This is a genomic window from Alsobacter sp. R-9 (assembly GCF_054612375.1).
On the sequence record NZ_JBTSWJ010000004.1, the window covers coordinates 193092 to 204752 of the forward strand.

Annotated in this window: 14 protein-coding genes; 4 read left to right on the plus strand and 10 right to left on the minus strand. The window is 69.4% G+C overall.

Annotation, left to right across the window (positions count from 1 at the left end; all coding sequences use genetic code 11):
• Positions 1 to 393: 393 nt before the first annotated feature.
• The 5 genes from ACX9GQ_RS08950 to ACX9GQ_RS08970 form a co-directional block, all read right to left on the minus strand.
• Complete coding sequence (locus tag ACX9GQ_RS08950; RefSeq protein WP_459629172.1) at positions 394 to 858, minus strand: molybdenum cofactor biosynthesis protein MoaE; 465 nt, start codon at positions 856 to 858, stop codon at positions 394 to 396.
• A gap of 1 nt (position 859) precedes the next feature.
• A complete protein-coding gene (gene moaD, locus ACX9GQ_RS08955) occupies positions 860 to 1111 on the minus strand; it encodes a molybdopterin converting factor subunit 1 (RefSeq protein ID WP_459629173.1) in 252 nt (83 codons plus the stop codon).
• A 4-nt stretch (positions 1112 to 1115) separates the two neighbouring features.
• On the minus strand, positions 1116 to 1730 hold the full coding sequence (gene pgsA / locus ACX9GQ_RS08960) for a CDP-diacylglycerol--glycerol-3-phosphate 3-phosphatidyltransferase (protein ID WP_459629174.1): 615 nt from the start codon (positions 1728 to 1730) through the stop codon (positions 1116 to 1118).
• A 232-nt stretch (positions 1731 to 1962) separates the two neighbouring features.
• The gene (gene uvrC, locus ACX9GQ_RS08965; RefSeq protein WP_459629175.1) at positions 1963 to 4185 is read right to left on the minus strand and encodes an excinuclease ABC subunit UvrC; all 2223 of its coding nucleotides are present in this window, start codon (positions 4183 to 4185) and stop codon (positions 1963 to 1965) included.
• Positions 4186 to 4254: 69 nt separating this feature from the next.
• Positions 4255 to 4785 (minus strand): adenine phosphoribosyltransferase, encoded by a 531-nt coding sequence (locus ACX9GQ_RS08970; protein ID WP_459629176.1) that lies wholly within the window; start codon positions 4783 to 4785, stop codon positions 4255 to 4257.
• Between the two features lie 75 nt (positions 4786 to 4860).
• On the opposite strand from ACX9GQ_RS08970, the gene ACX9GQ_RS08975 reads away from it, so the two are divergent.
• Together ACX9GQ_RS08975 and ACX9GQ_RS08980 are read left to right on the plus strand one after the other, a co-directional pair.
• A complete protein-coding gene (locus ACX9GQ_RS08975) occupies positions 4861 to 5076 on the plus strand; it encodes a hypothetical protein (protein WP_459629177.1) in 216 nt (71 codons plus the stop codon).
• 110 nt (positions 5077 to 5186) lie between these two features.
• Complete coding sequence (locus tag ACX9GQ_RS08980; RefSeq protein ID WP_459629178.1) at positions 5187 to 5459, plus strand: hypothetical protein; 273 nt, start codon at positions 5187 to 5189, stop codon at positions 5457 to 5459.
• On the opposite strand, the gene ACX9GQ_RS08985 is transcribed toward ACX9GQ_RS08980, so the two are convergent.
• The 4 genes from ACX9GQ_RS08985 to petA form a co-directional block, all read right to left on the minus strand.
• The gene (locus tag ACX9GQ_RS08985; protein WP_459629179.1) at positions 5456 to 6328 is read right to left on the minus strand and encodes an S-methyl-5'-thioadenosine phosphorylase; all 873 of its coding nucleotides are present in this window, start codon (positions 6326 to 6328) and stop codon (positions 5456 to 5458) included. The two genes, ACX9GQ_RS08980 and ACX9GQ_RS08985, sit on opposite strands and share 4 nt — an antisense overlap.
• Before the next feature lie 408 nt (positions 6329 to 6736).
• Complete coding sequence (locus tag ACX9GQ_RS08990) at positions 6737 to 7606, minus strand: cytochrome c1 (protein ID WP_459629180.1); 870 nt, start codon at positions 7604 to 7606, stop codon at positions 6737 to 6739.
• 13 nt (positions 7607 to 7619) lie between these two features.
• Complete coding sequence (locus tag ACX9GQ_RS08995; protein WP_459629181.1) at positions 7620 to 8900, minus strand: cytochrome b; 1281 nt, start codon at positions 8898 to 8900, stop codon at positions 7620 to 7622.
• A 43-nt stretch (positions 8901 to 8943) separates the two neighbouring features.
• Entirely contained in the window at positions 8944 to 9474 is a 531-nt protein-coding gene (petA, locus tag ACX9GQ_RS09000; RefSeq protein ID WP_459629182.1) for a ubiquinol-cytochrome c reductase iron-sulfur subunit, read from the minus strand.
• A 255-nt stretch (positions 9475 to 9729) separates the two neighbouring features.
• Between petA and ACX9GQ_RS09005 the strand changes: the two genes are divergently transcribed.
• Positions 9730 to 10242: a tRNA (cytidine(34)-2'-O)-methyltransferase gene (locus ACX9GQ_RS09005; RefSeq protein ID WP_459629183.1), complete on the plus strand. Its 513-nt coding sequence runs from the start codon at positions 9730 to 9732 to the stop codon at positions 10240 to 10242.
• A complete protein-coding gene (hemF, locus tag ACX9GQ_RS09010) occupies positions 10239 to 11201 on the plus strand; it encodes an oxygen-dependent coproporphyrinogen oxidase (RefSeq protein WP_459629184.1) in 963 nt (320 codons plus the stop codon). Before ACX9GQ_RS09005 ends, hemF begins: the two co-directional genes overlap by 4 nt.
• Before the next feature lie 113 nt (positions 11202 to 11314).
• Here the strand turns inward: hemF and ACX9GQ_RS09015 are convergent, their stop codons facing one another.
• Positions 11315 to 11452 carry a hypothetical protein gene (locus ACX9GQ_RS09015; RefSeq protein WP_459629185.1) on the minus strand — a complete coding sequence of 46 codons (138 nt, stop codon included), beginning with the start codon at positions 11450 to 11452 and terminating at the stop codon, positions 11315 to 11317.
• Between the last annotated feature and the right edge of the window lie 209 nt (positions 11453 to 11661).

Genomic DNA, 11661 nt, shown 5'->3' on the forward strand with positions numbered 1-11661 from the left:
CTGGCGAGCGCGGCGTGGCCATAGCAGAAAAGCCGTGCCGAAACAATGCCGGCCGGTGATGTCGAGCGTGGCGAGACTCCCACCCCTGCCCCTCCCGACAAGGGGGAGGGGACGCGCGCGAACGTGCGGACCCACTGGTCAAGCTGGCCGGAAGGGAAAGGGGGGGAAGATTACGGCTCGGGCGTCGGCCACCCCGCCGGGCGTCGGGCTCCCTTCCCTCCCCCTTGTGGGGAGGGACCGAGGGTGGGGGTCGCGCCGGATTCGACGAGTCGTCAGGGGAGACCGCCGCCGGCCAGCGCCTCGCGGGAACTGCAAGGCCCCGCCCCTGCCCCTCCCCGCGAGGAGGAGGGGACGCGCGCGACGTGCAGCCACTCATGGAGAGGGAGCGGGCGCTCAGCGGCCCCAGCGGGCGCGGGCCTCGTCGTCGCTCTCCTTGGCCTCGACCCAGTCGCCGGCTGTGCCGTCGGCGCGGTGCTCCTTCTTCCAGAAGGGGGCGTCGGTCTTGAGGTAGTCCATCAGGAACTCGGCCGCGGCGAAGGCGGCGGCGCGGTGGGCGGACGCCGTGACGACGAGGACGATGTCCTCGCCAGGCGCGATGCGGCCATGGCGGTGGATGGCGGTCACGCCCTGCAGCGGCCAGCGGGCCGCGGCCTGCCGCGCGACGCGCTCCATCTCGGCCTCGGCCATGCCGGGGTAGTGCTCGAGTTCCAGCGCCGCCAGCGTGCCGGCCTCGCCCCGGCAGAGCCCGGCGAAGGTGACGACGGCGCCGATGTCGGTGCGCCCGCGGGTGAGGGCGGCCACCTCGGCGGCGAGGTCGAAGTCCTCCGCCTGCACGCGCACCGTGACGGGGCAGTCCACCTCAGCCCCCCGTCATGGGCGGGAAGAAGGCGATCTCCCCCGCCCCGGCGATGGGCGTGTCGGGCTTCACGTGCCGCTTGTCGAGGGCGGCGCGCACCACCTTCGGGTTCTCGAAGGCGTAGGCGTACTCCTCGCCCCGCGTCGCAAGCCAGGCGGCGAGATCGGAGACGGTCACCACGCCGGCCGGAACCTCGACGGTCTCCTCCGGCTTGCCGATGCGCTCGCGCACCCAGGCGAAGTAGACGAGCTTCATCGCCTCACGCCCCGTGGTCGATGACGTGGTGGATGCCGGCGCGGAAGTAGTCCCACCCCGTGTAGAGGGTGAGCAGGGCGGCGACCCACAGCAGCACGAGCCCGATGACGACGGTGCCGGGCAGCACCGCCTCGCCCGCGGGCCCGGCGATGAGGAAGCCGACGGCGACGAGCTGGAGCGTCGTCTTCCACTTGGCGATGGCCGAGACCGGGACACTGACGCGCAGCTCGGCAAGGTATTCGCGCAGGCCCGAGACGAGGATCTCGCGCGACAGGATGACGATGGCCGCCCACAGCGACCAGCCCTGGATGGTGCGGTCGGCGACCAGCATCAGCAGGCAGGCGGCGACCAGCAGCTTGTCGGCGATGGGATCGAGCATGCGCCCGAGCGCCGACTGCTGGGACCAGGCGCGGGCGAGGTAGCCGTCGAAATAGTCGGTGATGCCGGCCACGGCGAAGACGCCGAGCGCCAGCCAGCGCATCCAGTACTCCTCCGGCCAGAACATGCAGATGACCACGACGGGCACGGCCACGACGCGTCCGTAGGTCAGCACATTCGGAAGGTTGAACGGATGGGCCCGCATCGGGTTCGCCAGCGACATCGGAATGGGACAGAACATACCGGATCGGATCGGGTCAACCCATCAATCGATCACGACCCGTTCCGTTGCAGCCGCAAGGGCATCCAGCGCGGTCCGGCGGGGCGCATTCCGGCAAGCGCAGGTCGGAAGGTGTACACCTGTTGCGCTGTGGGATGGCGTGCCACCCAACCTCTCCGCTCCCGTTTCAAGGACGCCGCGCCTCCCTGCCGTCATCCCGCCGACCGGCGAAGCCGCAACTTCTGGCGGGACGCTACCCCCTGCCCTCATGGAAGAAGTCGTAGACGGCCTTCGCCGTCGCCATGTTGACGCCGGGGGCCTTGGCAAGGTCGTCGAGCGAGGCGCGGGCGATGGCCTTGGCGGTGCCGAAGTGCAGCAGCAGGGCCCGCTTGCGGGCGGGGCCGATGCCGGCGATCTCGTCGAGCGGGCTCTTGGTGAACTCGCGCTTGCGCTTGGCCCGGTGCGTTCCGATGGCGAAGCGGTGCGCCTCGTCGCGCAACCTTTGCACGAAGTAGAGCGCTGGATCGCGCGGCGCGAGCTTGAACGGCTCGCGGCCGGGGATGAAGAAGGTCTCCCGCCCTGCATCGCGGTCCGGTCCCTTGGCCACGCCGACCAGCGGCACGCCCGAGACCCCGAGTTCCGCGAGAACGCCGAGCGCGGCGTCGAGCTGGCCGCGCCCGCCGTCGATCAGCACGAGGTCCGGCCAGGCCGGCATCTCGGAGGGATCGCCGGGCGCCGCGCCTCCCCCGTCATCCCCGGCGGCCTGCGCAGCGCGCCGGGAAGGGGATCCAGCCTGTCCTGATCCAGCCTGTCCTGATCCAGCCTGTCCTGCGACGCCGTCTGGGTCCCCTTCCCGCGCCTCCGGCGCGCCGGGGATGACAGTGGAAGGCGGAGCGCCGGGGGTGACGGCGGAAGGAGGCGCGCCGGCACTGCCGGAGGTGGCCCGCGGGTTCTCCTTCATCAGCCGCGAGAAGCGCCGGGTGAGGACCTCGCGCATCATGGCGTAGTCGTCGCCCGGGGTGAGCTCGGTCGACTTGATATTGAAGGTCCGGTAGTGCGGCTTGGAGAAGCCCTGCGGGCCGGCGACGACCATGCCGCCGACGGCATTGGTGCCCATGATGTGGGAGTTGTCGTAGACCTCCACCCGCCGGATGGGCCCCGCCACGCCGAACGCGGCGCCCAGCGCGGCCAGCAGCTTCTGTTGCGAGGAGGTGTCGGCGAGCCGTCGGGCCAGCGCCTCGCGGGCATTCTGGGCGGCGTGGTCGACGAGGTCCTTCTTCTCCCCACGCTTGGGGATCGCCACCTCGACGCGGTGGCCGGCGCGGGTCGACAGCGCCTCGCACAGGAGGTCGAGGTCCTCGATGTCGTGCGACAGCAGAACGAGGCGGGGCGCCGGCTTGTCGTCGTAGAACTGCGCCGCGAAGGCGCCAAGCACCTCGGCCGCCGGGGTCGAGCGATCGGTGCGCGGGAAATAGGCGCGGTTGCCCCAGTTCTGGAAGTTCCGGAAGAAGAACACCTGGATGCAGAACTGCCCCGCCTCCTCGTGGAGCGCGAAGACGTCGGCCTCCTCCACGCCCTGCGGGTTGATGTCCTGGCTGGCCTGGATGGCGGAGAGCGCCGCGAGGCGGTCGCGATAGCGGGCCGCGCGTTCGAACTCGAGGTCGTCCGAGGCGCGCTGCATCTCGTCGGCCAGCGCCTTCTTCACGCCCTGGCTGCCGCCGCGCAGGAAGTCGCGCGCCTGCGCGACGAGGCGCGCGTATTCGACGTGCCCCACCTCCCCCGTGCACGGCCCGGCGCAGCGCTTGATCTGGTGGAGCAGGCAGGGTCGCGTGCGGTTCTCATAGTAGCTGTCCGAGCAGGAACGCAGCAGGAAGGCGCGCTGCAGCGCGTTCAGCGTGCGGTTGACGGCCCAGACGCTGGCGAAGGGGCCGAAATAGTCCCCCGGCCGGTTGCGCGCGCCGCGGTGCTTGGTGAGCTGCGGCGACACGTGGTCGCCGGTGATGAGGATGTAGGGGAACGACTTGTCGTCGCGCAGCAGCACGTTGAAGCGCGGCTTCAGCTGCTTGATGAGGTTCGCCTCGAGCAGGAGCGCCTCGGTCTCCGTCTCGGTGGTGACGAACTCCATCGCCGCCGTCTCGACGATCATGCGGGCGATGCGGTTCGTGTGGCCGACGCCGCGCGTGTAGGAGGCGACGCGCTTCTTGAGGCTGCGCGCCTTGCCGACGTAGAGCACGTCGCCCTTCGCATCGATCATGCGGTAGACGCCTGGGCCGTTCGGCAGCGTCTTCCAGACACGCTGGATCACCGCGACGCCGGCGCGCAGCCGGGCGCTGCCCGCCTCGTCGTCGAAGGAGAGATCGGCTCCCGAATCGGCCTCGGCGAGATCATCCGCGTCGTCGGCGGCCAGCTCGGCGAGATCCTCGTCGTCCTCCGGCTCGGGCGGACGATCGGGCGATGAAGGGGGGCGGGGCGACATGGCGGCAGATGTAGGACGCCGGGCGGCGCAGGGGAAGCGTCCCCTCGCCCCCTCGTCCCGCGTCGGCGGTCAGTGGCCCTCGAAGCCGATCAGCGTTCGCACGGGCACGCCCATGGCGCGGAGCCTGTCGGCGCCGCCGAGGTCCGGCAGGTCGATGACGAAGCAGGCCGCGACGATCTCCGCGCCGATGCGCTGCAGGAGCTGGCAGGCCGCGGTCGCCGTGCCGCCGGTGGCGATGAGGTCGTCGACGAGGATGACCCGCTCGCCCCTCTGCACGGCGTCCTCGTGCATCTCCATCTCGTCGATGCCGTATTCGAGCGAGTAGGCGATGGAGACCACCGCGTGCGGCAGCTTGCCCTTCTTGCGGATGGGCACGAAGCCGGCGCTGAGCTGGTGCGCGACGGCGCCGCCGAGAATGAACCCGCGCGCCTCGATGCCGGCGATCTTGTCGATCTTGGTGCCGGCAAAGGGCTGCACCAGCTCGTCCACCGCCCGGCGGAAGGCACGGGCGTTGCCGAGCAGCGTGGTGATGTCGCGGAACAGGATCCCCGCCTTGGGGTAATCGGGGATCGTACGGATGGCATCCTTGAGATCGAGCATCGACGGGTCCGGATTTCGGGTCTTCAGTGGATCATATCGGAGCGGCGCCGCCGTTCCAGCCTCGGAGGACCCACCATGAGCGCTCCCGCGGGACCGGGCGACAGGCCGGTCGTGATCACCGACATCGACGTGCCGTTCGCGCGGCTCGTCGTCTTCTTCTTCAAGGCCGGGCTTGCGGCCATCCCGGCGACACTCGCCGTGTGGCTGGTGCTCGGCATCGTCATGGGCGTCCTCGGCACGCTGTTCGGCGTCGGGCCGTGGTGGCGCGGCGCCTGGATGATGATGCACTGATCAGCGTTACCCTTGGCCTCTTGACGTGCATCAGTGTCTCCACGGCACAGGAGGCTCAGGCTTTTCCATCGGACCGAGGATTGAGGCCGTTCCAAATGAGTAGGAGCCATATGGAACGCGCGACAACCTTCATGGGCCGCCTTGGCAAGACCATGATGATCGCGTGGTGGATCGCCGCGCCAATCATGGTCATGCTGGCTTGGTGGCTCTTGATCTACATAGGTCAAGACGAGGCGGTCTATCTTTCTGTCGCGTTCCTCATCCTCGTCCTTGCGGGTCATGTGGCGTTCGGGCTGCTTTTCCTCCTGTGGACCCTCGGAGGGTTCATCAAGGGAAAGTGGATCGGCGGAAATTCGCGCGAGCCGAACCCACCGCCGCGCTAGCCAAGCACCCGCCCCGCCACGGCGTCGAGCTTCGCGAGCAGCGCCGGGTCGCGCTGGGCGGGGGCGGTCATGATGGCGAAGTCCAGCGCCTTGTGGGAGCCGACGGGGCACTCCTCGCGCGCGGCGGGGAAGTCGCGGGCCACCCGCGCGACGACACGGCGCGCCTTCTCCGTGTTGCCGTGCATCACCTCGATGACCGACTTCACGTCGACGTGGTCGTGCTCGGGGTGCCAGCAGTCGAAGTCCGTGACCATGGCGAGCGTGGCGTAGGTGATCTCGGCCTCGCGGGCGAGCTTCGCCTCCGGCATCGCGGTCATGCCGATGACGTCGAAGCCGAGACCCTTGTAGGTCATCGACTCGGCGTAGGAGGAGAACTGCGGCCCTTCCATGCAGACATAGGTGCCGCCCTTCTGCACGGCGACACCCTCGGCCTCCGCCGCCGCCGCGAGGCGCGCCGCAAGGCGCGGCCCGACCGGGTGCGCCATCGACACGTGCGCGACGCAGCCGGTGCCGAAGAAGCTCGACGGGCGTCCGTGCGTGCGGTCGACGAACTGGTCGACGAGGACGAAGAGCCCCGGCGGGAGTTCGGGCTTGAACGAGCCGCAGGCCGACAGCGAGACGATGTCGGTGACGCCGGCGCGCTTCAGCACGTCGATGTTGGCGCGGGCGTTGATCTCGGACGGAGGGATGCGGTGGCCGCGGCCGTGGCGCGGCAGGAAGACGATCTCGGTGGTGCCGATGCGCCCGCGCCGCAGCGCGTCGGACGGCTCGCCCCACGGGCTGGCGATGCGCTCCTCGCGGAAGTCCTCCAGACCGGGCAGGTCGTAGATGCCCGACCCGCCGATGATGCCCAGGACCGCCTTCGCCATGCCGTGTCTCCCTGCCGTGCTGCGGCAAGGTTAGGCCGTGGCCACAGGCCGCGAAAGGGCGGATGCGCCGGGGGTATCCCTCGCGTGACGGAGAGACGGCAGGGCGAGCACGCTCCCTTCGCCCCCGACGGGGGAGAAGGTGGCTGCGCGCAAGCGCAGTCGGATGAGGGGGCGGCGGGCGCGAGGCTCCGTCAACCCCGGCCACGCCAACGCCGCGGACGCGGGCTGTGGCCCGCTATCGCCCCTCATCCGGCGCTTCGCGCCACCTTCTCCGCGCAGGCGGGGAGAAGGGAGAGCCGTCCCGCCCGCGCCCGCGGAAGACAGGAGGGGGACGCCCGGAATGCAAAAGGCCCCGGCTTTGCCGGGGCCTTTAGGTGCGGTGTGCGATGGACCTCGCGGCCCGATCCGTCACGCGTGGGCGTGGCCCTCGACGCGCGACCAGATGCGCTTCTTGGTGAAGTAGAGCAGGCCGGCGAAGACGAGCAGGAAGGCGAGGACCTTGAAGCCCAGCTCCTTGCGTGCCTCGAGGTGAGGCTCGGCGGCCCACATCAGGAACGCCGTGACGTCCTTGCTGTACTGCGCGACGGTCTCGGGCGCCTGCGGGCGGCCGGAGGCGTCCTTGGGATACTCGACCTGGCCGTCGTTGAGCACCTTCGGCATCGAGATCACGTGGCCGGGGAAGTACTTGTTGTAGTACTTGCCGTCCGGCAGCTGGAAGCCCGCCGGCGGATCCTCGTAGCCGTTGAGGAGCGCGGCGACGTAGTCCGGGCCCTGCTCGACGTACTGCGTGAAGATGTCGAACACGAACCACGGGAAGCCGCGCTCGTAGGTGCGGGCCTTGGCCATCACCGACAGGTCGGGCGGGTAGGCGCCGCCGTTGGCGGCCATCGCCTGCTGCTTGTTGGCGAAGGGCGAGACGAAGCGGTCGGCCGGACGGCCGGGACGCTCGAACATGTCGCCCGTCTCGTTGGGGCCGTCGGTGACCTTGTACTCGGCCGCCAGCGCCTTGACCTGCGCCTCGGAGAACTCCGGGCCGCCGGGCTGCGACAGGTTGCGGAACGAGACGAGGCTCATCGCGTGGCAGCTGGCGCAGACCTCGCGGTAGATCTTGTAGCCGCGCTGCAGCTGCGTGGGATCGTACTTGCCGAACGGGCCGGAGAACGACCACTTCTCGCGCGGAGGCTGCACCACCTCGCCGGCGGCGAACGCCGGGGCGGAGGCGGCGATCACGGCGGCGAAGGCCGCAGCCGCGATCGCGGGGAGCTTGAACGTCTTCATCGGATGATCCCCCTCAGCCCTTGGTGCTCGGCGACGAGGCGGCGCCCGCCGCCATGGCCGTGGCCGACCCCTGCTTGTTGCCCAGCACGGCCTCGGCAATCGAGCCCGGCAGGCGGCGCGGGGTCTCGAAGAGCCCGAGCAGCGGCAGGATGATGAGGAAGTGCGCGAAGTAGTACGCGGTCAGGATGCGGGCCGCGATGACGTAGCCGCCGTCCGCCGGCTTGGCGCCGAGCCAGCCCAGGCCGATGCAGACCGCCACGAAGACCCAGAAGAACTGCCGGTACAGGGGCCGGTAGGCCGCCGACTTGATCTTCGAGGTGTCGAGCCAGGGCAGGAACACCAGCACCGCGATGGAGCCGAACATCAGCAGCACGCCGCCGAGCTTGTCCGGCACCGCGCGCAGGATCGCGTAGAAGGGCAGGAAGTACCACTCCGGCACGATGTGGGCGGGCGTCACGGCCGGGTCGGCCATGATGTAGTTGTCGGCATGGCCGAGGTAGTTCGGGATGTACATCACGAACCACATGTACATCATGATGAAGACGACCAGCGCGAGCGCGTCCTTCACCGTGAAGTACGGGTGGAAGGGCAGCGTGTCCTTGTCGGTCTTCTTCTCGATGCCGGCCGGGTTGTTGGAGCCCGGCACGTGCAGGGCCCAGATGTGCAGGATCACGACGCCCGCGATCATGAAGGGCAGCAGGAAGTGCAGGGAGAAGAAGCGGTTCAGGGTCGGGTTGTCGACCGAGTAGCCGCCCCACAGGTAGGTCACGATCGTCTCACCCACGACCGGGAAGGCCGAGAAGAGGTTGGTGATGACGGTGGCGCCCCAGAACGACATCTGGCCCCACGGCAGCACGTAGCCCATGAACGCGGTGGCCATCATCAGCAGGAAGATGATGACGCCGAGGATCCAGAGGATCTCGCGCGGGGCCTTGTAGGAGCCGTAGTAGAAGCCGCGGAACATGTGCACGTAGACGGCGATGAAGAACATCGACGCGCCGTTGGCGTGCAGGTAGCGGATCAGCCAGCCGTAGTTCACGTCGCGCATGATGTGCTCGACGGAGTTGAAGGCCATGCTCGCGTGCGGCGTGTAGTGCATCGCCAGCACGACGCCGGTGACGATCTGTGCCACCAGCATGAAGGCGAGGATGCCGCCGAAGGTCCACCAGTAGTTCAGGTTCCGCGGGTTCGGGAACACGACGAACGAGGAGTGGATGAGGCCGACGATGGGGAGGCGGCTCTCGAACCACTTCCCAACGGCACTCTTCGGAACGTAGGTGGAATGTCCGCTCATGTGTAAATCCTGCGACTGTCGCCGGGAGGGGCGAGTCTGCGGCTCAACCGATCTGGATCTTGGTGTCGGAAACGAAGGCGTAGGGCGGGACAGGGAGGTTGGTCGGCGCCGGTCCCTGGCGGATGCGGCCCGACGTGTCGAAGACCGAGCCGTGGCACGGGCAGAACCAGCCGTGGTAGGGGCCCTCGTTGCCCAGCGGCACGCAGCCGAGGTGCGTGCAGTTGCCGTACACGACGAGCCACTCGGCGTGGCCGGACTTGACGCGGGCCGAGTCGGGCTGCGGGTCGCGGAGATCGGCGAGCGGCACGTTCTGCGCCTCCTCGATCTCCTTCTTGGTCCGGTGGCGCACGAAGATCAGCTTGCCGCGCCAGAACAGCTTGACGATCTGGCCCTCGGCGATGGGCGAGAGATCCATCTCGACGGGCGCGCCCGCCGCGACGGTCGCCGCGTCCGGCGCCATCTGGCTGATGAACGGCCAGATCGCCGAGGCGACGCCAACGGCGCCGACGGCGCCCGTCGCGATGAAGAGAAAGTCCCTGCGGGTGGGTTCGGCCACAGTCGTCGCCACGGTCATCATCCTTCGCAACACCGCCCGGGCCGCGAGGGCGGCTTTCCGGGCGTTCTCGATCCGAACGGTCAGGCGTTCCCGGCCATATGTTGGGCGCAAGCACGCGCCATCAATGCGACCGGGCGTCGCCGCGCGGCGGGTGTTTCGCACGCGCGACAGGGCTTGTCTATAGTCCGGAATGCTGATCAGACAGCGTTGTTGCCCGTTTTCGCCGCATGTGGCGAGCAGGGGCGCCGACTGCCCCGCCCCCGCGTCCCGCCCATGCCGCTGCGCCTTGCCCTGTTCCAGCCCGACATCCCGCAGAACACCGGGACGATGATGCGCATGGCGGCCTGCCTCGGCGTGGCGGTCGACATCATCGAGCCGGCGGGATTTCCGGTGTCGGACAGGGCGTTCCGCCGCGCCGGCATGGATTATCTCGATCATGTGACCGTGGAACGGCACGTCTCGTGGACGGCGTTCCGGGCCGCCTTCTCGCCCGGCGGCGCGCTCGCGGGGCGACGCCTCGTGCTGGCGACGACGCGCGGCGCCGTCGCGCACACCGCCTTCTCCTTCCGGCCGGACGACGTGCTGCTGATGGGCCGCGAATCGGCGGGGGTGCCGGACGAGGTCCACGACGCGGCGGACGCGCGCGTCGTCATCCCGCAGCGCCCCGGCCTGCGCTCTCTCAACGTCGCCGTCGCGGCCGCCCTGCTCGTCGGGGAGGCCTTGCGCCAGCGCGACGCGTTTCCGAAACTCCCCGCCGGGGAGACGCACGAAGGATCGCCGCCATGACAGCGCCGCAGGCCGCCAGGCCGCACTCGCATTCACCGTTCACGGCGGTATCGCCCCTGCCGGACGACGCGACCCTCGGGGCGCGCAAGGCCGAGGCCTCGGCCTGGTTTCGCAGCCTGCGCGACCGCATCTGCGCCTCCTTCGAGACGCTGGAGGACGAAGCGACGGGACCGTTCGATCCCGAGGCCGACGCCGGCACGGCCGGCCGCTTCGAGCGCAAGGCGTGGTCGCGGACGGACGGCTCCGGCGCCCCGGGCGGCGGCGGCGAGATGTCGATCATGCGCGGGCGCGTGTTCGAAAAGGTGGGCGTGCACATCTCGACCGTCTACGGTGAGTTCGCGCCCGAGTTCCGAGGCCAGATCCCCGGCGCGTCGCAGGATCCGCGCTTCTGGGCGTCGGGCATCTCGCTCATCGCGCACCCGTGGAACCCTTTCGTGCCGACGGTGCACATGAACACCCGCTTCGTGGTGACGACGCGGGCGTGGTTCGGCGGCGGGGCGGACCTGACCCCGGTGCTCGACCGGCGCCGGGTGCAGGACCATCCGGACACCATCGCCTTCCACGCCGCCATGCGGCAGGCCTGCGACGCACACGCCGCGATCGCGCCCTACGCCAACTACAAGGCGTGGTGCGAGGAGTACTTCCACCTGAAGCATCGGAACGAGCCGCGTGGGATCGGCGGCATCTTCTACGACTACCACGACAGCGGCGACTGGGCTGCCGACCTCGCCTTCACCAAGGACGTGGGCCTCGCCTTCGACCGGGTGTACCCGGAGATCGTCCGCCGCAACGTGGAGACGCGCTGGACGGACGCCGACCGCGAGGAACAGCTCGTGCGGCGCGGACGGTACGTGGAGTTCAACCTGCTCTACGACCGCGGCACGATCTTCGGCCTGCGGACGGGCGGCAACGTGGAGAGCATCCTGTCGTCGATGCCCCCGCGGGTACGTTGGCCCTGACAGGGGCGCAACGTCCTACTTCCCGCTTCGCTCCAAGCGAGTGCGGGTTGTCTGCCAGGGCTTGTCGAAGACGTGAGTTCCCGTGCCGCGGCCTGCGGCACCGGGCCGTCGTGCTAGTGGCCCTGCCGCCCGGCGTAGCGGCGCTCCACCTGCTCGTCCGATTCCTTCGCGACCGCCATCGCGGCGGCGACGAAGTAGCCCAGCCAGAACACGAGGAGATAGCTGAAGCCGGTGATGATCCAATCGAGCATCGTCAATGCCTTCTGAAAATGACCGCTGGGAAAAGACGACGGCCCGGACAATGGACGCGGGCCGGCGAACGCGACGCTCGACAACAACGGCTCCACCCTAGGCATTCGCGCCGGCTCGGGTGAAGCAATCGGAGGTTGAATCGCCGCGTTTTCCTCAAGGGGCGCCTCGTTTTCCTTAACGGGTGCCGGGGTTCCGAAGGCCGGGCAGG